This window comes from Robinsoniella sp. RHS (assembly GCF_001029355.1).
GTDB classification, from domain to species: Bacteria; Bacillota; Clostridia; order Lachnospirales; family Lachnospiraceae; genus Robinsoniella; species Robinsoniella peoriensis.
Window position 1 is genome coordinate 1 of sequence record NZ_JNGB01000041.1, and the last position, 20,479, is coordinate 20,479.

20 protein-coding genes are annotated in these 20,479 nt (G+C 38.9%); 6 read left to right on the top strand and 14 right to left on the bottom strand.

Going from position 1 to position 20,479, the window contains the following annotated elements:
• Window positions 1-184: 184 nt before the first annotated feature.
• On the bottom strand, window positions 185-445 hold the full coding sequence (locus tag RHS_RS17375) for a hypothetical protein (protein ID WP_395022791.1): 261 nt from the start codon (window positions 443-445) through the stop codon (window positions 185-187).
• A 157-nt stretch (window positions 446-602) separates the two neighbouring features.
• On the opposite strand from RHS_RS17375, the gene RHS_RS17380 reads away from it, so the two are divergent.
• Together RHS_RS17380 and RHS_RS17385 are read left to right on the top strand one after the other, a co-directional pair.
• Entirely contained in the window at window positions 603-842 is a 240-nt protein-coding gene (locus RHS_RS17380; protein ID WP_027292092.1) for a hypothetical protein, read from the top strand.
• Window positions 842-1,423 (top strand): SOS response-associated peptidase, encoded by a 582-nt coding sequence (locus RHS_RS17385; RefSeq protein WP_047833889.1) that lies wholly within the window; start codon window positions 842-844, stop codon window positions 1,421-1,423. The genes RHS_RS17380 and RHS_RS17385 overlap by 1 nt, the downstream gene beginning before the upstream one ends.
• 39 nt (window positions 1,424-1,462) lie before the next feature.
• Here the strand turns inward: RHS_RS17385 and RHS_RS17390 are convergent, their stop codons facing one another.
• The 8 genes from RHS_RS17390 to RHS_RS17420 form a co-directional block, all read right to left on the bottom strand.
• Window positions 1,463-2,158, bottom strand: a complete 696-nt coding sequence (locus RHS_RS17390) for an ABC transporter ATP-binding protein (protein ID WP_027292094.1) — start codon at window positions 2,156-2,158, stop codon at window positions 1,463-1,465.
• Window positions 2,159-2,180: 22 nt separating this feature from the next.
• Window positions 2,181-4,661 (bottom strand): FtsX-like permease family protein, encoded by a 2,481-nt coding sequence (locus RHS_RS17395; protein WP_395022794.1) that lies wholly within the window; start codon window positions 4,659-4,661, stop codon window positions 2,181-2,183.
• A 171-nt stretch (window positions 4,662-4,832) separates the two neighbouring features.
• Window positions 4,833-5,717: a sensor histidine kinase gene (locus RHS_RS31270; RefSeq protein ID WP_395022796.1), complete on the bottom strand. Its 885-nt coding sequence runs from the start codon at window positions 5,715-5,717 to the stop codon at window positions 4,833-4,835.
• Window positions 5,708-6,238, bottom strand: a complete 531-nt coding sequence (locus tag RHS_RS31275) for a hypothetical protein (RefSeq protein WP_395022798.1) — start codon at window positions 6,236-6,238, stop codon at window positions 5,708-5,710. The genes RHS_RS31270 and RHS_RS31275 overlap by 10 nt, the downstream gene beginning before the upstream one ends.
• Entirely contained in the window at window positions 6,239-6,943 is a 705-nt protein-coding gene (locus tag RHS_RS17405) for a response regulator transcription factor (protein ID WP_047833890.1), read from the bottom strand.
• A gap of 39 nt (window positions 6,944-6,982) precedes the next feature.
• Window positions 6,983-7,609, bottom strand: coding sequence for a VanZ family protein (locus tag RHS_RS17410; protein ID WP_395022800.1), 627 nt, complete (start codon window positions 7,607-7,609; stop codon window positions 6,983-6,985).
• Window positions 7,610-7,926: 317 nt separating this feature from the next.
• On the bottom strand, window positions 7,927-8,700 hold the full coding sequence (locus RHS_RS17415) for a nitroreductase family protein (RefSeq protein WP_047833891.1): 774 nt from the start codon (window positions 8,698-8,700) through the stop codon (window positions 7,927-7,929).
• A gap of 39 nt (window positions 8,701-8,739) precedes the next feature.
• The gene (locus RHS_RS17420; protein WP_047833892.1) at window positions 8,740-9,489 is read right to left on the bottom strand and encodes an EFR1 family ferrodoxin; all 750 of its coding nucleotides are present in this window, start codon (window positions 9,487-9,489) and stop codon (window positions 8,740-8,742) included.
• A gap of 109 nt (window positions 9,490-9,598) precedes the next feature.
• On the opposite strand from RHS_RS17420, the gene RHS_RS17425 reads away from it, so the two are divergent.
• Window positions 9,599-10,123, top strand: coding sequence for a TetR/AcrR family transcriptional regulator (locus tag RHS_RS17425; protein WP_047833893.1), 525 nt, complete (start codon window positions 9,599-9,601; stop codon window positions 10,121-10,123).
• 44 nt (window positions 10,124-10,167) lie between these two features.
• Complete coding sequence (locus tag RHS_RS31280; RefSeq protein WP_156042714.1) at window positions 10,168-10,305, top strand: hypothetical protein; 138 nt, start codon at window positions 10,168-10,170, stop codon at window positions 10,303-10,305.
• 1 nt (window position 10,306) lies between these two features.
• Here RHS_RS31280 and RHS_RS17430 read toward each other — a convergent pair whose 3' ends face one another.
• The 5 genes from RHS_RS17430 to RHS_RS17450 form a co-directional block, all read right to left on the bottom strand.
• Complete coding sequence (locus RHS_RS17430) at window positions 10,307-11,104, bottom strand: ATP-binding protein (protein WP_395022803.1); 798 nt, start codon at window positions 11,102-11,104, stop codon at window positions 10,307-10,309.
• Between the two features lie 494 nt (window positions 11,105-11,598).
• Window positions 11,599-12,327 (bottom strand): LytR/AlgR family response regulator transcription factor, encoded by a 729-nt coding sequence (locus tag RHS_RS17435; protein ID WP_395018596.1) that lies wholly within the window; start codon window positions 12,325-12,327, stop codon window positions 11,599-11,601.
• Window positions 12,296-12,898, bottom strand: coding sequence for a uridine kinase (locus RHS_RS17440; protein ID WP_395022805.1), 603 nt, complete (start codon window positions 12,896-12,898; stop codon window positions 12,296-12,298). Before RHS_RS17440 ends, RHS_RS17435 begins: the two co-directional genes overlap by 32 nt.
• 583 nt (window positions 12,899-13,481) lie before the next feature.
• On the bottom strand, window positions 13,482-15,803 hold the full coding sequence (locus RHS_RS17445; protein ID WP_047833895.1) for an FtsX-like permease family protein: 2,322 nt from the start codon (window positions 15,801-15,803) through the stop codon (window positions 13,482-13,484).
• Window positions 15,800-16,483, bottom strand: a complete 684-nt coding sequence (locus tag RHS_RS17450) for an ABC transporter ATP-binding protein (RefSeq protein ID WP_027292104.1) — start codon at window positions 16,481-16,483, stop codon at window positions 15,800-15,802. Before RHS_RS17450 ends, RHS_RS17445 begins: the two co-directional genes overlap by 4 nt.
• Window positions 16,484-17,033: 550 nt before the next feature.
• Here RHS_RS17450 and RHS_RS17455 point away from each other — a divergent pair.
• Both RHS_RS17455 and RHS_RS17460 read left to right on the top strand, forming a co-directional pair.
• On the top strand, window positions 17,034-18,821 hold the full coding sequence (locus tag RHS_RS17455) for a leucine-rich repeat domain-containing protein (RefSeq protein ID WP_395022832.1): 1,788 nt from the start codon (window positions 17,034-17,036) through the stop codon (window positions 18,819-18,821).
• A gap of 471 nt (window positions 18,822-19,292) precedes the next feature.
• The gene (locus RHS_RS17460; protein ID WP_047833897.1) at window positions 19,293-19,619 is read left to right on the top strand and encodes a hypothetical protein; all 327 of its coding nucleotides are present in this window, start codon (window positions 19,293-19,295) and stop codon (window positions 19,617-19,619) included.
• Window positions 19,620-20,479: the final 860 nt, after the last annotated feature.

Here is a 20,479-nt window from a genome sequence, read left to right on the forward strand (position 1 = left end):
GGGCTCCGTCAGCTGGSCGCAGAACTGGTATTTTCTAACCTTTCCGAAGTCGCTTTTTGGYSGGCACGCGGGTATTCACCGAGAAATCCTGATGCATTTCTCGGTTCAGTACCCGCTTAGTATCCGATGGGAGCCAGTCGAATACTATACCGCCAAAAAACACTCCGGAAAGGTAAGTAAATACTCAGCTCTGCTCTACGCTTCCTCCGCCCATACCAGTTTCCCACACCCATCTTTCCGAGATAGCATTCGTTGATACAAAGCTGGTTTTCTCAGCGGGTTGGAGCCCCTGGGCTGTGGCAGTCTGTTCTTTATTGGATGCTGCGCAGTACGTTTCGGCTGTTTGCGTAAAAGAAGATGGAAGTTTGCTCCTTTTTCTGGTTACAGAATGAAAAACAAATTCCGTTCTCAATATCAGTTGCTTTACACCAATCGTGTCCGGCATGCCACAACCCCGGGGGGCCATCATGCTGAGAAAACCAGCTTTGTATCAACGAATGCTATCTCGGAAAGAGAAGGGGGCGGACCAGGGCATTGGTTTGGAAGGCGTATAGCAGAACTGAACAGCGATAACACAACACGCTCTATATTGAGGTAAACGTATGACAAAGAAAATATTTGTAGAAGTAACTGCCCGCTTTGGAACAGACGGTACCATTACACCGCTGAGTATCCTGTGGGAAGATGGCCATATATATACCATCGACAAAATTATAGATATCAGACGGGCGGCTTCTCTAAAAGCCGGTGGTCAGGGTATGCGGTATACCATAGCTATCGGCGGGCACCAGGCTTATCTGTTTTATGAAAATCCAAATTGGTTTGTGGAGGGAAAATTTTAATGTGTGGAAGATATAGTTTGTTTACAGAAGAGGACAATCAGGAAATCATGAGAATTGTGCAGAATATAACTGCAAGGTATCCGGAAAATAATATGAAGCGGGGTGAAATATTCCCAACTAATACAGCACCTGTTTTAAAAGCCGAAAACAGTCAAATTGATACCGATCTTTCAATATGGGGCTTTCCGAACTTCAGAACAAAGGGAGTCATTATCAATGCCAGGTCTGAAACGGCTGAAGAAAAAAGAACCTTTCGGGAAAGTCTCCATTCCAGAAGATGTGTCGTCCCCAGTACCGGTTTCTATGAATGGGCCCAGGATGGCAGTAAGAGAAAATATCGTTTTACCCTTCCCGGGCAAAAAACGCTTTATATGGCGGGAATCTACAATGTATTTAAAGAAGAAAAACGGTTTGTCATCCTGACCACAGAGGCAAACAATTCCATGGCTGACATTCATAACCGCATGCCTGTTATCCTGACCAAAGATAAGGTAGCGGACTGGATCTTAACGGAAGAATTTGCCGTTCCCTATCTGCATGCAGTTATGCCGGTTTTAGACAGAGAGCAGGTGAAAACCTGATTCCTCAATCCTGCATGGAAAGATTCGTATTTCTGAAAGTCAGCTATTTTCCACGATCACCCCGTCCTGCACCATTATAATCCGGTCACTGCACCTGGCCGCTTCCTGTGAATGCGTTACCATAATAATAGTCTGACCGATTTTATGGTTTATTTCTCTCAGCAGCTCCATAATTTCCGCCCCCGTTTTACTGTCCAGGTTCCCGGTAGGTTCATCGGCAAACAGAATTTCTGGGTTTCCGATTAAAGCACGTGCAATAGCCACACGCTGCTGCTGGCCTCCTGACAGTTCCCGGGGTGTATGTTTCCGCCTGTCATCCAGTCCCACGATCCCTAATATTTTATCTAACTGCCCTTTATATTCTTTCATTTTTTTACCGTCCAGTAAAAGCGGCAGCATAATATTTTCCTCCACATTCAGATTTGGTATCAGATTATAAAACTGAAATACAAATCCTATATTTCTGCGCCGGATTATACTCATTTTGTCATCATTAAAATGAGAGATATCGGTCCCGTTCATCAGCACTTTTCCCTTTGATGGCTTATCCAGACCGCCCAGAATATATAATAGAGTACTTTTTCCTGAACCGGACTGCCCCATGATAGATACAAATTCTCCCTGCATCACCTCTAAAGACAGACTTTTTAAAATCCTGTTTGTTGTACCTCCAACTTGAAATTCCTTTATAACGTCTACTGCTTCAATTGCCTTGTTTTGATATTTCCTGCTCATGATGATACCTCCTGGTAAGTTGTTATTCAAATTTTATCTCTTCTACTATTTTCATGTTCTTGCTTTTTATAATCGGCACTGCCGAGCCAATGAGAGTAACAGCGATTCCTAAGATTCCAGCCAGAAGAAATGTTTTAAAATCCAGCTTGGGCATCATGGAAATCTTTGGACCCGCAACTATGAAAATTGTCTGAATTTCCATTGCGGATATGGCCATTCCAATGACTGCCCCCAGAAATCCGGAAGTAAGTCCTTCAATCATCGTCATTTTAATATTTTGCCTGTTACTTTGCCCCACAGACTTATACATGGCGATAGACCGCCGCTTTTGTATATAGTTAATCAACAGATTATTTATGATGCCGATTGCCGCAAGCAAGAGTATAAAATAAGTCATATAGTTCATAGGCGCTAAGAATCCGCCGATGGTGCTTAGCGAATCATTATTAAATTCTTCAACCGTCCGGCTCCAGTTCCATGTATCGCCGAATAGTTCTCTCACCTGAATCATAATGGCATCCGGATCGGCTGCAGTATACGCCATAAATCCAAAGACGGACTGGCTAAAATCCTCAGCTGCATAAGCGGATGGTATTACAGCCTGAACATCGCTTGCGCGGGATTTAAAACTGCCGGCAATTGTATACGGTACATCTCTATTTCCGTTTGACAGCTGAATTGTATCACCAACATCACAGTCCAGCACCTTAATGGTATCTTCATTTAAAATGATTGACCGCTTCTCTCTAAATGCTTCTGCCGCCTGTTCCTTCATTTCCGGATCTGTATAATTGATCGCTAACATGGAGCTATATGTCTCAATGTCATCGGTGCCTTCTACCCTTGTAAATGTCATATTTTTGCAGGAAATTTCATGATCCATCACATAAAGAGGCAATACTTTTTCAATCCCCTCCATCTGTTCTACCTGATCTATAAATTCCTGATTCATTTCACCATCTGCAAACCCCTGCAATTCGGCATCACGAAACACATCTCCTACATAAGTCTTAACAAAATCCCCCACTACACTGATTGCAATTACTGCTGAAATACTGATAAACAGTAACGTAATATTCTGTGTGATATTTTTATTCTTCTTCATATTCCTGGCAGCAAGTTTTCCCTCGTTTCCCCATATTTTTTCGTAAATTATCTCAAAAAATGCGGATGCCAGATCGGTAAACAGCGGGATGAGTATAATAGCAGCCGCTATTAATCCCAGCAGAGAAAATCCGCCAGCTATATATAGCGCATTGCCCGTTGCTATTTGCGGCAGTATAACAGATGCAATTAGCATAACAATGCCCAAAATTAAAACTGTACTGTTTGAAACATTCTTTTCCTCTACTGTTCCTAAAACCACATCCTTTATTGGAAGACGGCTGGCGCGTTTGACCGGTATATATGCACTGAGCAATGATGCAATAATAGAAACTGCTACAGATACCACAACTCCCACAGGCGCTATTACCGCAGGTATAGATATTCCCTGATCCAGCGACTGGCCCAATCCTTGCAGCATAATATTAAGTACCACAATACCACTAGGAATCCCAAGTAATCCTCCGAAACACCCATACAGGATACTTTCCATCATAAGAATTTTCTTGACAGTTTTCTCATTTGCTCCAATGCTGCGAAAAGTTCCTATGATTGGAAGGCGCTCTAATGTAATCACTTTATAACTGCTGAAGATAATAAAAACGCTCATCGTCAATGAAAAGAAGCTGATTAAAAAGAATGGCATTGTTTTCTGTCTGGCACCGGAGACAATCTGAGCTTCATTTACCGTATTGCTGACTCGATATTTTCCAGTGGGAAGCTGTTCTGACAATTTATTGATCAGACTTTCTGTGTCAATACCTTCTTTTTGTTCAATCAAAATTTCCGTATAGCCGCCGGCTTGCTTCATTATCTCAGCCAGGGTACCCCAGGGCAGCAATGCAGTTGTGCCACGGGTGTGTCTTAAAAATACGGTATCATATGCCGCAATGTCCGCCACTTCAAATGTATAGGATTTTCCTCTGATATCCAAAGTGATGGAATCCCCCTGATTTATGTTATACTTTGATGTAAAACGATCCGGCAAAATAATTTTGTCTCCTGTAAAATCAGAGATCTCATTACCATTTAACAAGCGCGGTTCATTAATCTGTTTCAATTGTTCCAAATCCGACGAGATCAGGTCAAAAGATTCAAAATAGCCATTTTTATGGTAAATAGCCGAACTCTCTAATATTCCTGCTATTGATTGTATCTCATCTAAATCAGGGATATCTTCCATTCTGGCTAATACGCCTGAATCCGCACTTTGGACCGATATAGTTGCCGTTCCAGCCTTTCCCCTTGCCATTTTTCTTTGGGCACTTTCGTAAGAGGAACCGATAGAAAATGAAACAAACAGCAACATGGTTGACAATACAATGGATAGCAGCATAACTGCGGTTCTGGTTTTACGTTCTTTTACATTCGTGAAAACATACTTTAAAATAATTTTCAATTTTACACCTGCTTTCTCTCTAATTTTCAATTTTTTGTCGTTCTAAAATTTTTAAAAAATAGGTTTCACCTTCAACAGAAAAAAGGTTGACAGCTACCATAAATACATGATAACCTGTCAACCTTAATCACACTTTCATTGAACCTTATTTATCCTTAATACCCAGCTTTTCTAATATTTCGGAAAAGAAATATGAAACACTGTACCTGTTCCCAGCGAACTTTTCACGATAATTGTTCCTCCATGTATTTCTACGATCTGCCTGGCTATTGCCAGACCCAGTCCGGTACCTTCCGTCTTTTGCGCTGTATTGGTTCCCCGGTAATACCGCTGAAACAGATTGGACACTTGTTCCTCCGTCATACCCTCTCCGTCATCGGAAAGGAGAATCCCGATATTTTCATCTATTGTAATATGTATCTCCACTTTCGTATTGCAGTTTCCATGTACAAATGCATTTATAATCAGATTGCTAAATGCCCTCTTCAACAGTTGATGATCAAAGTCAAATCTCAGGTCGGAAATACCACTGTCAAAAACAATTGCATTGGATGCATATTCAGGTGAGTTTAAAATATCTATGGATAACTCCTTTAGAAATCTGATCAGATTATCATTTTGCCGTTGAAAGGGCAGCATCCCATTTTCCAGTTGATACGTTAACTTCAAATCATTAACCAGCGTGTTTGCATATTCTATATTCCGAAGCATAATAGAAGCATATTTTTGTATTTGTACCTGAGAAGGAAGTTGCCCGTCATGTGCCAGAAGTTCCGCATATCCTTTGATTGGTGCCAGCGGCGTTTTCAAGTCATGGGTTATATTTGTAATCCACTCTTCCCGCATGATATCTGTTTTCTTCTGTATCGCATCACTGGCATGAACTTGTTCATCAAGGGTATTCAAGCTCTTATAAACATCCGAAAATGTTCCATTCTTTTTAATGGGCAGATACTCCCTCTTTGCAATATCACCCACTGCCACTGTTATCCTGGAAATGAATTTCGTTACCCAATACCCATATCCGATTCCGGAAATCAATATGATTAAAAACAAATACCTGCTGCAGAAAGTATAATCGTTTTTCCCCCAGTAAATTTGCTCCCATCAAGAAACATCGTTACAGTTGAGATGGAAACAGGAAAATGTATGATGTAAATAAACTCATCCGTCTTGTTTGTTACGGTTCCCAGATATACCGTTCCATCTGTTACATATCCCTGACCGGATAATCTCAACAGTTCCGCATTGGTATAATGATTTTGCTGATTTTCCGGTTCCTGGAAACCATAAACCCTGTTCCCCTCCCCGTCCAATACCTGCATCCACAATTTCTGTTCCTGAAGCTGTACCATTGCGGATTGTTTTATACGTGGTTTATCATTAATAAAAATAATCTGATCCGCAAAATCTTCCGTATATGTTTTTGGAAAATCGCTCCTGATATATGTACCATTTGGCTGCCGGACCGTAATCAGGGAATCGCAAATGCCTATTCCGGCTAGCATCAGAATAAAAATGACAAGAAAAAAGGCAACGTACGTCCGCAATATTGTTCTATAACCAGATTTCCCCATCTATTCCACTCTTTCCAGAAGTTTATATCCTAACCCTTTTATCGTAATCAATTGCTTTGGTTCTGAAGGGTTTGTTTCTATTTTTTCTCTCAGATGCCTGATATGGACCATTATCGTATTATCACAAATACTGCTGTATTCACCCCAGATCTGCTCATAAAGGCGTTCTTTGCTTATGATTTTATTCTTATTTTGTACAAGAAATGAAAGCAGTAAGAATTCCCTTCCCGTTAAATTCAGTTCTTTTCCTGAATTATAGGCATGGTTGCATTCCATATCCACACTCAGTCCACCCGCCGTATATACCATATGATTTGCCTTAGAAGTGCAGGCGCAATATCGCTGCCTGCGTAATTGTGCCTGCACACGGAAAGAGATTTCTCTGGGGCTGAACGGCTTTGTAATATAGTCATCTCCGCCGTTGGATAATCCCAGTATCTTGTCTATATCATCATTTTTAGAAGATAAAAATAAAATAGAGCAATAAGAAAAACTGCGGATTTGCTTACATACTTCGATACCGTCCAAATCCGGCAGCATAATATCAAGTATGACCACGTCCGGTTCAAAACATTTGCACAGGTTCACGGCGTCCCTGCCGTTATATGCCTTTCTTATATTTCGAAATCCATCACCTTTTAAGACTTCCTCTATTAGATCTGTTATATCTTTTTCATCATCAACTAATAAAATTTTACTATCCATTATTTTCCCTCCTCTGTTAATTACAAAATGAAAGCCAGATCAGATATTGTAAAGTATCTTCACTAATCCAAACTCATTAAATAATAAAAACCTTCCAAGAAACATAACACCCATATAGATAATCGGTTCGTATCTGCTATAATCTGAACGCTTATGATCCCATTTAGTAATTTTAATAAAGAATAAAAATAATAGATAACCTAAGATTGTACCAAGTGTATTCATAATCAGATCATCCACATCCGTTCGCCTATGGTTGCACAACTGGCTGATCTCAATCAGCAGGGAAAAACAAAATCCATATAACAGCATATGCGGGAACTTCCCGGTTTTCGGCCATATGACAGGCATCAAAAATCCAAGCGGAACAAACAGCAGGATATTCAGCAGATAACCCGAGAGATCTATATTCTTAGAAAATGGTAATAAATTGACCTCATTTGCCCGTACCTCTATTCCATACATCTTTAAATCGAACAGCGTACCTGCCCCGGTAAGATAAAAGACTGCATAAATATAACATGTAAATAGGAGAAGCAGAACAAAATAACTCTTTGTACCTGCAATGCCTTTTTTCTTATATTGTTTATTTCTTATTATGTTAAGGATTAAAAGGGGGGTTAAGACCGTTAGAAATTCATAGAGTTTTAAAATATTCTCATTCATTTGTACTCTCCTTTTCGTTTTTCATAAGACTGGCGATCAATTATCAAGAGTATGATTCCATGAAGACTTGATTAATATAAATATAATAACCTATAAACCTTAAACTAATTTTTATTTTATCTTAATTAACCTTATTTTATAGGGATAATGCTTATCTGTATACTTTATTTATGTGGAGAGCCATTCGCTCTATAGCGGTTCAGGTACTCCGCTTTTATCTGAGCCGTATTAATTCATAAAAAAAAGGCTGTCTGAAACAGCCTTAATTTAACTTTCCCTTGTCTTTCACTGTGAGAAATGAATAGAAATGTATGAAACTACAAAAAACGTATCTTCGCTGTCTCTTTCTGTGCAGTTCGGTGATATGTTACTCCCGAATACCCCAGAACCAGCGTAGCGATAACTCTGTTTTTGCGTTTTAAGCCAAGTGCCTTGCGTAATGAATGGGACATATTTGCAGCCATGCAGAAGAAGCCGCTGTATAGCACACCCAATCCGTTGGCCTCTGCCATAAGAGCCATGTTAGAGGCGGCAAGTGCTCCGTTTATTTCATCTTTCGCCACAATCACAATTACAGCCGGTGCCTTATTAAAGAAGAAGTGGTCATCAATTTCCTTATTTTTTGCCATGGGATTCACAAGCCGAGCAAATGGCAGCAGCCTTCTAAAAAAACGGACTGCCATTTTTTCATAACGCTCTATGTGGTCCTTTAACACGATATAGGATACATCCTGTGCATTTTCCCCGCTTGGCGTCAAGCGCCCGGCCTCTATAATCTGTGCAATCACTTCTGGAGCAACCGGCTGATTTTTAAACTGCCGTATGGTTCTTCTGGTTCTGATAGCATCCAGTAATTGCTGCGGATCTAATACAGTGGGCTTTTTAATTTCCATTGGCGGCTCATCAAAACCCGTCATGGAAACTGCCGCCTTGGGACAGACAGCGACACAATGCCCGCACTTGATGCATGCCTGGGATTCAATAACCGCTTTTTTATTTGTAATTGAAATATTGCTTGCCGGACAATCTCTGCGGCACATACCGCATCCGATACACTTTGCAGTGTCTACCTCAATTCTATGCTCTTTCATAATACAATCTACCTTTCCCTATCATACTTTCTAATTATTTCATTCTTCCATAATGTAATGGCGATGCCGGCCTTTTGAAGACTTCTTATATTCAATAGCCTCTACCGGACATCCTGCGATACATGCCATGCAATGGGTACAATTTCCTTTCCATAAAGGTTTGCCATTTATCATAACAATATTGTTTAAAGGGCACCTGCGGGCGCATTTTCCACAGGAAATACATTCACTGGATGCAGTGAATCCCCTGTCATGTACAAGGAGTGGATAATATATACCATTAACCGGACCGCTTAATATTTTGTCTCGAAACGATATTGCCGGTTCCGGGAATTTTTCTCCTTTTTGTATCTGTATGGCAAGTTTTGAAATTGCCGGTTTCGCAGCTTCTACAATATTTTTACATTCCTGTTCACTAGGTGTTGGGAACATCGCCACATAATTCTCCGGCATAGGGATCGAAGCAATTCCATTAAATTGCATCTTTTTTTCTTTGCAGATCTTTTTTGCGTAAGCATTTGCATTTCCGCTGCTGCCATCGCAGGTAAGAACAAAATAGGCATTTCGATTTCCCGCGAAATCAGTCTCATCAATCCATTGTTCCACCACTTTTGGCATACGCCAGGCATAAGTTGGCGTTACAAACACCAGGGGCTTTTTTGATTGGAACGTATTTTTTTTACCCTTCTTCAAACAGTTATTAATGGAAATCATCTCATCACTGGTGGTTTCAGCAATCATCTTAGCCGCTAATTGACTGTTCCCGGTTCCGCTAAAATAGAAAATCATATTTTCCTCCTCTTGACATTTATAGAAACGTTTAATATGATATAAATTGTATCACATCAATCCTTCCTGTCAACTATCCAACCTGATACAAAATAAGGAGAAATGTTTCATGGACAAGAGAAAAATAGCAAATCAGTTAGTGAAAGACCGGCTGCTGTCCGCACTGATTGCCCTCATGCAATACAAAGACTGGTCTAAAATTACAGTAACAGAATTAATTAAAGACTCCGGCGTAGCCCGGGCTTCTTTTTATCGTAATTTCAAATCAATTGAGGAACTTGTTGAGTATGGGCTCCATCAAATGACACTCAGCTACCACGAGGGAAGTCCCTCCCCGGTGGAAGACTTTCATAGTTGGGAGCTGATGCGTTACAAGTTTCGGTTTTATGGAGAACACGCAGCACTTATCCTGGCTTTTCACCGTGCAAAATCTTCAATTTCCCTGCTTGATGTGGTCACAGACTGTGTGATTGAAGCACATGGAGATATGCCCGCAAGTTCCATCCTGAAATATGAACTATATTACCATGCCGGGGCATTTTACAACATGGTGCTGTGCTGGCTGGAAGGTGGGGCGAAAGAATCACCGGAAGCGATGGCAGATGAATTTTTGCGTATTACAAATAATTCCTGATACAATAAATACTAATAATCAAATGCAAAGTTACGGAGCACTTTATGAACTTAAGAACAATTATGGTATTTCCAGATTTCAAAAATATGGACTCGTTTAGTACCATCGTTCATAAAGTATCCGTTGAAATGATTGGGGAAAATCAGGAATCCGTGATTATAATAGAGAAGCATTTATATTGAATTACCCGATTTTAACCCCCTCAAAGGAAAGTGTAATGATCGTACGATAAATGTGCTCTTCGTATGAGGACTGCAGCACCCCATCATATTTTAAAACAGCCGATTCAATATTTTTCATCCCGTACCCATGCAGTGTCTTATCTTCTTTTGCTGTATTTCGTTCCCCATCACTGTTGTATTCCGGCTGAAGGCTGCTGTTTTCCAACTTTATAATCAATATATTCTGAATGCGTCTGATGGTCAGATAAATAAAGGAAGACTCCTGCGTTCCCATTCCTGCCGCTCTTTCACATGCCTCGATTGCATTGTCTAAAAGGTTCGAGAGTATGGTACATAGATCATTGGGCCGGATATTTGTATTATTGGGAAACTCAATATTCATCTCCATTTGGATACCTTTTTCTTTAGCCTTTGAATATCTGCTGTTAATAATATAATCTACGGTTTCGTCCCCGATCCATATAACAGACGCAATTTCTTTTAGCGGTTCACTTAGATTTTCAATATATTTTACCATATCTGTGTCCTTGCTTTTATTTGCCATTTGCAGCATGATCTCTAAATGTCTGTGAAAATCATGAAAAATTTTAGCATTAACAGCGTACGCCTGATTTAGAGCAGAATAGTTTTTTTCAAGCAGTTCTTTCTGCATATTAATTGTTGAAATATATTCCTTTTCTTTTTGATATCTAATATGGCTGTACACCAGAGAAATCCGCAAAAAGATCACAGCAAGCAAGATTCCCCAAATAATAAAAACCGTAGACTTGTCACCTATGGAAAAAGTTTTGTAACTCAAAAATGAAATCCCCATAAAACCAACTATAGGCGTTCCGTAAATAGAATTATAGTAAGGCTTTATTTCTTTTAAAATGCGTTTATTTCCAGGAAACAGCAACATCCAGATATAAAAAAAGATTTTTAAGCTGATCCAGATACATACACACATAATTAGGGATAGTTGTAAAAATTCTTTTAACAATAACCAAACCACAGTATCAAACAAATATATTATACTCAAACATAAACAGACGGAAGAGATTAGAAGTCTTGGCTTTACCCGTAACAAATATTTTGATAATCCCGCAACAGCTATGACAAGAATAAGCTGTTCCACTTTAAAGATCTGGAAAAAACTCTTCCATAGACATAAACAGACAGCGAGTCCAGCACTTGCCGCACATCTTGGAAATGATAAGGCTCTGCCTTTTTCCTCAGTAAACAAAATTTCACTCCAGCTGATACATAGGACTATATTCATAAACAAAATCAGAAATTTCAGTACGAAATTCATCATATACGTTTCCCCCAATAGGAATTCAGCGCAATTTTTACCCCCTGTAAATGGGATCTGCTGATTGGTAATTCTATTTGATTCTTTAGATAAATCATACTATTTTTTATTTGCGTTACTTGTATCAGATTTACGATACATCCCCGTTCAACGAAAATAAACTCTTCCGAATCCAGTTCTTCATGAACAGTCTGAAGACTTCTCCTCACCTTTATGACACCATGGAAAGTCGTTATTGCAGAATTCTTTCCAACTCTCTGAATATAAAGAATATCCTGAAATCTTACTTTCTCCATACGATTTGCCGTCAAAACTATATAATTTTTATTACTCTCCAGCATAATTAATTTCAGAGCATCTGTCACTGCATACGTCAACCTTTTCTCCAGATCATCTTTTGGCACATAGCGGAAAATAGATAGCTCAAAACTATCTATTGCATACTTAATATGGGAAGTGATAAAGATTACCCGCATATTTGGCAGCTTAGGTTTTATAGACTGCACAATCTCCATACCGCTTATATTTGGCATCTCAATATCCAGTAAAATCAAATCGTAGAAAAAATCATCTTCTAATATATCCGATAAAAGCATCTCTCCATTGGAATAAGTGATAATATCTGCAATGCATTTCATCTGGCTAATACATTCCTGTAAAATCTCCTCGTTTCTGTGAATAGAATCGGACTCATCATCACAAATGGCAATTCGAATCAATCTGTTCACCTCCGGCTAATTCACCCCGAACGATATGTCCAATTCCGATAACAGCCTTTTCCGTAGCAGCCATTCCATTAATTATGAAGTCGGCTTTCCACTTTGTCGGTTCTACGTATTCATTATGGCGATACCTGACCAGTTCCAGATAAACTTCTGCAATTTCTTCAAAGGATTTGCCCCATGACATGTTTCTTCTCAATCTTCGGATGATTCTTTCGTCTGCGGGACAATCCACATAAAGTTTCAAATCAAGCATATCAAATATGTTTTTCTCCCATAACGTCAAAAGTCCTTCTATCAAAATAACATCATATCCCCCGGAATCCATATGGATTAGCAGATCTGAATACACGCTTTTCAAATCCATAGTATCCGGATGGTTATCGTCTATATACTCTTTGCCGCTAACCAGCGATTTAGAAACAGGGCGTTCAGTCTCCGGTTTGAAATAATCATCCATATGTATGTCTATTACCTTTAATCCCTGTTTTCCCAGAAATTCCGCAAGCTGCTCACAAAAAGCAGACTTCCCGCCGGCAGTTCCTCCTGCTATGCCAATTACATAACAAGTTTTCATTCTCACACTTTCCTCCTTTTAAACAGGCTGTTTAAAAACCTGGCACATTATGAGCTGCTCATAATATGCCAATCTATTTGTTTTTTTCAGTATATTTCATTTTTATTAATAATTCCAGCACTATTTTATAATTTCCAGAAACTACAGGATAACTTATCTGCATAGTTAACTTGCCATATTTTAACCTCTATAATAACTAAGCCACCGATAGGTTGATTTTATAATAGCATTAAAATCCTGTCAATCAGAAACCGGTAGGAATATCCAAAGAGATATGATAAAATAATTACGCTCATTTGCAGCCGTCTCATGTTAATCTGCGTTGCTTGCCGCAACGGTACTTTTAACATAAATTGTACTAGGTATAATTATTAGTATAATTGTGATAAATATCATTATGATAATCGTTAGTGTGGTTTCTTTTAACATCTATGACAGTAAAGGGAAAGTGACCGTTATAGCTCAATCTGAGATGGTGTTACCAGACGAATAATATTTTAAGCTTATAAACCGTTTGAAAAGTTCAATATAACCGGTCCTCGTTGGAAACTATCAGACCGGTTATATAGACATTTATTTTCTATTACTGGGCATTAACCACATTTACAATACTCAGCTTCTCAATCTTTTTCGATGGTGAAATGACTGCTATAAATGTCGTAAGAGCAGAGGCTGCAATTGTTACCCCCAATACCAGAAACGGCGGCTGCCACTCCACTCCCCAGTTTTCAGTAACCATCATGGTAAATACCATTTTGTGACATAACATACCTAATATACATCCTGCCAGACTTCCTACCACTGCATAAGAAGCAGCTTCTGCCCAAACCATACGCTTTAATTGTCTGGCACTCATACCTACCGCACGCATCATTCCATATTGGTTGATACGGCTGGAAACGCTGCCATTTACTGTATTTACTATATTCAGCAGAGCTACAAAAGCAATGACCATTAAGAATCCATACACAAATACCGACATTGACAGATAAGCTGCCTGCACATCCTGGTTCGCACTCCGTTTGTCCAGCAATGAAACCTGGGATCCCCCGGCTATTTGGCGGATTTTTTCATCCAGGTCAGAGGGGGCATTTGCATTTACCTGTACATCGATAATGGTGTAATCACTGGTTCCGGTCAACGACGTAAACGTATTTTCTGAACAGATTACAGCCTGTTCCCCCGCAGCTCTGTCATAAGGGGCATCTGCTAAGATGCCTGCAACACGCAATGAAGTTTCACCTTTTGGTAAGTTTACGGTGATCGAATCACCCACATGCCAGTTCTGTTCCTCCGAGTATATGACCAAAACTCCGTCTCCATCCTTCGCATCTTCTATATTTCCCTCAATCAGCTGATCTTCTACCCAGTCGAACTGATACTGTTCATGAGAGATCAGCATAGCAGTATTGACGTGATCTCTTCCGGTTACCGGAATGTTGTATGCAAACATACGGCCATATGTTTTTTTGACGCCATCCAATTCACTGATTTCTTTGGCCAGGTCATGCTTAATGGACGGTGCATTTTCTTCAGCCAGTATACTGATATCCGGAGCATAAGGCCGAAGGGGATTCAGTGCATGGTTCATAAACGTGATCAAAACTGTAAAACACAGGAATAAAACAATACTGATGGCAAATGATCCGGAAAGTAAAAATGTATTCTTGCCGCTCTGGAACGCATGGTTTACCCCCATCCCGGTCTCCACATGAAAGAGACGGGTATTTGCCGCTTTTCCGGCTGCTTTCATTCCACCTACGCTGCCAGTCAGTGCTGCCTGAGGCGAAACTCCTGCTGCTTTTTTACATGGAGTATTAGATGCCAGCATGACCGTCAGAAAACCAACACCCGCACCCGCTAAAAGTGCAGGCACACTGATCTGAAACAGTGGCATTTCCGCAAAAAATGCTGCGTTAAAAAATTTAAGGTAAGCTGATGCCGCCCACATCATAAGCGTACCACCCAGTAATCCAATTGGAATTCCAACTGCACACAGGCGGAGCCCTTCCAGCCTCACATAACGTTTTACCTGCTTTTTCGTCGCCCCCAGACAGCGCATCATCCCGAAAAACTGTACACGCTCCGTCACCCGCATTGTAAAGCTGCTGGAGATCATAAAAGTACCTGCACAGAGTATCAGCACAAACAAAATACCTGCTACAAGATACAACTGGTACATTCCACTGTCATTTCCCTGTCCCAGTAAACCAAGCAGCACCCGGTTCGTACCTACCTGATCATCGGACAATCCATAATCTGTTTTTATTTCCTGTATCGCCTGGCGCATGTTGGCACCTTTTTTAAACTGGATGTAATATACCCCATACACATCACCAGTTGACAGTCTTAAAATTCCTTCTGTAGTAAGGTAAATGGCATGCCGGTCAAAAGACTTCAGGGAAACAAAATCGCTGCTGATGCCAGTAATTTTAAACTGGCGTACAGTTCCATCTGCCAGGGTAATATCTGCCGAATCACCCACTGAATATCCCAGCTTCTGCATTGCTGACCTGTCCATCATTATTTCTTCCGGAGATTCTGGAAAACGCCCTTCTGAGGCTTCCATATTCATCTCCCTGGAAATTGCCTCGTCGCCGCCGGAAATACGTACCTCCACATCTCCGGTTTTTCCGCTCTCAATTTCATAAAACCAGCCGGAAACTGCCACATCCGGTCTTTCACCAATCTGTGTAGCAATTTTAGAATCGGGGTTCATAACCGCAGCATGATAATTACCATAAGTCTTAATCTGTTCATTCATTTGTGTCTTCACGCTCATTTCAGCCATGCCGAATACTGCCACAACTAACAGTACGGATACGGCAATACAGGTGATGGTTAAGCGATTCTTCTTTTTATGCACTTTTGCATATTCAGAAATCAATCCAAGATAGCTTTTCACTCTGCATACCCCCCTAAATCAGTGAGTACCCCGTCCGATACCCGTAATACCCGATCTGCTGTGGAAGCTATACTGCGGTTGTGGGTAATCATCAGGATCGTCTGGCTGTACCGCTTGGATGCTGACTTAAGCAGGGAAATTACTTCACTGCTGTTTTGCGTATCCAGGTTTCCTGTTGGTTCATCAGCCAGAATCATCATCGGACGGGTAATGAGCGCCCGCCCGATGGCGACACGCTGCTGCTGTCCGCCGGATAATTGGCGAGGTAAATGATTGCGTCTTTCTTTTAAAGACAAAACCGACAGCAATTCTTCCACATAATCCTGATCCGGCTTTTTATAATCCAAAAGCAGGGGAAATATCATATTTTGTTCAACAGTTAACTCCGGAATCAGATTGAAAGCCTGAAATATAAATCCAATATTCCGCCTCCGGAAAATCGTAAGCTTTTCATCATCCATCTCCAGAATTTCCCTTCCGTCAATCTGAATACATCCAGAGGTAGGCGTGTCCAGAGCCCCAATCATATTCAGCAGTGTACTTTTTCCTGATCCGGATTCACCCACCACGGCTACAAACTGACCCTTCGGGACAGAAAAAGATACATTTTTCAGCGCCTCCACTGCAGTCTCCCCGCTCCCGTATGTTTTGTATAATTCCTTTACTTCCAATAAATTCATTTTAAAATCCACCTTTCTAAAGCATGTTTAACAGGCTTTCATTCGATGGGTATAGTATAACATAGCTACCTTGCATAGAGGTGACTCTTAGATTACACATGTGTAAGATTCCTAGAGATAATATATCTTCATATAAGTCCTCAAATGCTGATATTTACTGGCTTTATATCCTCTGAGAATTACACAACATATTATAACTGGTATATATTTACACGGTGTAATGGTGTAAAATATGGTGTAAAACAACGTAGTTTTAACATTTACACCATTTAGGCTTCCAGAATACCAATTCTAATCATATTTTTTTCTACGCGATCAACATTTACATGGTTATAAACATCGTTAGCAGTCCTGAGAAATGGAATGAAAAAGTAATTATACCTGCAATACTATATGTAGCACAGCAACAGGATCAAAAAATAAACGAATTAACTGAAAAGATTAATTCGTTAGAGTATACTCTCAGAGAAAAATAAATTTACAGTTGTAAAATCCTTCCTATTAATCTATAATTTAATTATAAGAAAGGGAGGAAAATAGTGTGGAAAGTATGAAAAAAATAATTTCAAGTGCTTTTCTTATTATGTTTTTGTTTGTTTTATGCATAATACCTGCTCAAGCAGAAGAAGAAACAAAAACTGTCAAAATCGGTAATAATGTGCACGTTACAATCAATGAAAAAACTCAAGAAGCTATTATTTCAGGATCAGGAGATACATTTAATTATGATCAAGATGGTTTTGATACAAGTGGAAGATATGAAAATCCTTTACGACGCGGAAAACACTATAAACTAATAATTAATGAAGGGGTTACTAGTATTGGCGATTATCTTTTCGCAAATATTAATCCTATAGAGGGAATTGATATACCTAAAGGAGTTACTCGCATTGGTAAATACGCAATAAGTGGAATTGATATTATGTATGTGAAGTTACCTGACACTTTAAAAATAATCGAAGAATACGCTTTAGCCAGTCTTCCAAATGTAAAACAATTAAATCTTCCAGCGGGATTGACTTTTATTGGTAAAAGCGCCTTTTCTAATATGGGCATAACAGAGATAAAAATACCAAGTAAAATCAAAACCATTGAGGATAATACTTTTAACTCATGTACAAGTCTAACAAAAATAGAATTACCACCTACAATAACTTCAATCGGGAGAAATGCCTTTTGGTATAGTCAAGCATTGACAACGATTAATCTACCTAACAGTTTGAAAACTATAGGAGAAAATGCCTTTGAGGGTTGTATTTTATTAACAGATATTAATATTCCCGGATCAATGCAAACCATAGGAACTAACGCTTTTGCTGGCTGTCGTAGACTCTTCAATGTAACAATGCAAGAAGGAGTACGCACAATAGCAGGTAATGCCTTTGACGGTTGCATTCGATTACAAACAATGACTCTACCATCAACAATCCAATCAATCGGTAGTTATGCATTCAATCAATGTACGAGGCTTCGTAGCGTGATTGTTCGTAACGGCAATGCTAAGCTCGGTTCAGGAGTATTTAACGGATGCCCAGTAACACTATCAGCATCCAAAGGTTCCAGAGTCCAGGCATACGCAAAGAGCAACGGAATAGGTTTCCAAGACAACGGCAGTTATGCTATACCATTTGTAACACAGGAATATATTTCAGGCAGTTTCAGATACAAAGTCCTGACATCAGGCTCAAACGGTGGCACAGTCCAAGTAATCGCCCCAATAAACAACAAGAAAACGAAACTCACGATTCCAGCTACAGTAAAACTCAACACCTACAACTTTACGGTAACAAGTATCGCAAAGAACGCTTTTAAATCAAACAAGAAACTTAAATCTGTTAATATCGGCAAATATGTTACATCAATCGGAGACAGAGCATTCTACAACTGTTCAGCGCTTACAACCTTGAAATTCGGCAATAAAGTCAATGAAATCGGGAAAGCTGCATTCCGTGGCTGCTTCAATCTTAAAAAGGTAAAGTTACCGACTAGAGTTACGACAGTTAAAGATGAACTGTTCTACGGATGTAAGAGGCTGACGAATGTGACGTTGGGGAATAATACAACTACTGTCGGGAATAGTGCTTTTTCGGGATGTACCGGATTAAAGAGTATTACTATTCCGTCTAAGGTTAAAACCATTGGGAACAAGGCATTTTACAACTGTAAGAACCTGAAAAAGATAACGGTTAAGGGAACTGCGTTGAAAAAGGTTGGCGGGTCTGCGCTGAAGAAGATAAACAGTTGGGCTACGATCAAGGTTCCTAAGAGCAAAGTGAGTAAATACACGAAACTGTTTAGGGGTAAGGGACAGAGCAAGACGGTTAAGGTGAGTAAATAGGTAAAATGATAGTATAAAAATATGCATAATATAACGACTTAATTAAGGAGTCTGCCGAAAGGTGGGCTTCTTTTTATAGCAAAATCGTATGTAAATATATGGTATTTTCCTTTTTTATGTCGTATAATTACTATAGGTAAATTTTAGCATTGAGTGTTTATAACTCTCCGCTATATAAGGAGAAAAAACAGGTCAGTATTCAGAATTGTTTCTGATCTGAAGAATGATGGTGAATCATCGATGAGTTTTTTTGACAGTCTGAAAAAATATCACTCAAATAAATCTGATGGTATTTAGTAGTCATAAATTTTCTCCTCCTTTGGTTGTGAGATGTATTGGTGTCGTTACCTATATTTTATCACCATTGGAGAGAAAATTTATATAAATCGAGTAACTAAACCCAGTAAAATCAATGGGTTACGGTGTTTATCAAACACCTAGTATAATTACTAAATAAGGAGAATATATCATATGATTAAAAATATTGAAACTTTTTTAAACAATAATATGCCAAATATTTTGTATACTATTATAACAGCCGTTTTAATTCCTATATTAGCATATGCAATAAAATTATTTATTAATTTGAAATCTGAAAAAGGATGGTTGATACATTCTAAAGAAAAAGGAGGATATTTTTTTGGCTGGATAATGTGTTATTCAATACTTGCTTCTTTTGTAATTTCTGTTATTCATATATTTATAAAATCTATCCTTGCAGTATATCTCAAAACTATCATTATAAACCAGATATTGTTATATGTTATAACAATTGCACTTTTTTCTTGTAGCATGTAGAATTATTCTAAAATACAAACGAGTTAAAATTAGATTATTAAAAAGAAAAAGAAAAAACATATTAGTAATAGTAATGCCAATGTTTGCCCTTACCTCTCTTTTATCTATTCATAATAAAGATAAGAATGCATTAATTTATATTATCCTATATATACTATTATTAGTATCTGAAGTTATTGGTTTGGTTTGTTTTAGTGAAAGTTATACTATATTAGAATTCTCCTATGCTAATTTATCACTTTCAGACGGTAGTTATTATCAAAATATTCCTATGAATAAAATTAAAAGTAAAAATATATGGATAACTATAGAATCTGAGAATAAAAAAATTTATATACGCAATAAAAACATTTCTAAAGTAGAATATCATGGTGAAAAAATGATTACATTGAATAAATTCCCAGATATTTCACCTAAGAATAAAACACCAAAAACATACGTTTCCCCTACTCTCCTTTGATATTTTGGAATATAATAGGCATTTGCGAAACGCCACAAGCATAATGTTGTAAAAATCACTTTAAAAAATCCGGTATAATTCTTTTCTCCCTATTATCATATCTGTCAGGATTTTCTTCGAGAAACCATCTGTCATTCCATGCTTTCAATTGGCGATTCATTGTTTCCTGAAAAACTTCTCCAAGCATATGGGTCGCTGTTGTATGCTTCATTGAGCGCGGCATATAATTATTTCTGAACATCCCAGGATTTTACTGTTTGGCTATACTGACATACTTTGCATAGATTTCCTCTATACAGGAAACCGCCATCTTTTCATGGGTCTGACTTAAAAAACATGCCGATTCTTATCCTCAGATATTCCTCTGTGCGCAATATACCTTTTTATCATATCTGAAGCA

Bases quoted from the DNA above. Each gene is read 5' to 3' on its own strand.
- RHS_RS17415 (WP_047833891.1), bottom strand. From the start codon at position 8,700: ATGAAAGAGCATAGAATTGAGGTAGACACTGCAAAGTGTATCGGATGC.
- RHS_RS17405 (WP_047833890.1), bottom strand. From the start codon at position 6,943: ATGGATAGTAAAATTTTATTAGTTGATGATGAAAAAGATATAACAGAT.
- RHS_RS17420 (WP_047833892.1), bottom strand. From the start codon at position 9,489: ATGATTTTCTATTTTAGCGGAACCGGGAACAGTCAATTAGCGGCTAAG.
- RHS_RS17440 (WP_395022805.1), bottom strand. From the start codon at position 12,898: ATGAAAACTTGTTATGTAATTGGCATAGCAGGAGGAACTGCCGGCGGG.
- RHS_RS17460 (WP_047833897.1), top strand. From the start codon at position 19,293: ATGATTAAAAATATTGAAACTTTTTTAAACAATAATATGCCAAATATT.
- RHS_RS31280 (WP_156042714.1), top strand. From the start codon at position 10,168: ATGAACTTAAGAACAATTATGGTATTTCCAGATTTCAAAAATATGGAC.
- RHS_RS17380 (WP_027292092.1), top strand. From the start codon at position 603: ATGACAAAGAAAATATTTGTAGAAGTAACTGCCCGCTTTGGAACAGAC.
- RHS_RS17455 (WP_395022832.1), top strand. From the start codon at position 17,034: ATGAAAAAAATAATTTCAAGTGCTTTTCTTATTATGTTTTTGTTTGTT.
- RHS_RS17410 (WP_395022800.1), bottom strand. From the start codon at position 7,609: ATGAATGAGAATATTTTAAAACTCTATGAATTTCTAACGGTCTTAACC.
- RHS_RS17425 (WP_047833893.1), top strand. From the start codon at position 9,599: ATGGACAAGAGAAAAATAGCAAATCAGTTAGTGAAAGACCGGCTGCTG.
- RHS_RS17450 (WP_027292104.1), bottom strand. From the start codon at position 16,483: ATGAATTTATTGGAAGTAAAGGAATTATACAAAACATACGGGAGCGGG.
- RHS_RS17385 (WP_047833889.1), top strand. From the start codon at position 842: ATGTGTGGAAGATATAGTTTGTTTACAGAAGAGGACAATCAGGAAATC.
- RHS_RS17375 (WP_395022791.1), bottom strand. From the start codon at position 445: ATGCCGGACACGATTGGTGTAAAGCAACTGATATTGAGAACGGAATTT.
- RHS_RS31275 (WP_395022798.1), bottom strand. From the start codon at position 6,238: ATGGGGAAATCTGGTTATAGAACAATATTGCGGACGTACGTTGCCTTT.
- RHS_RS17390 (WP_027292094.1), bottom strand. From the start codon at position 2,158: ATGAGCAGGAAATATCAAAACAAGGCAATTGAAGCAGTAGACGTTATA.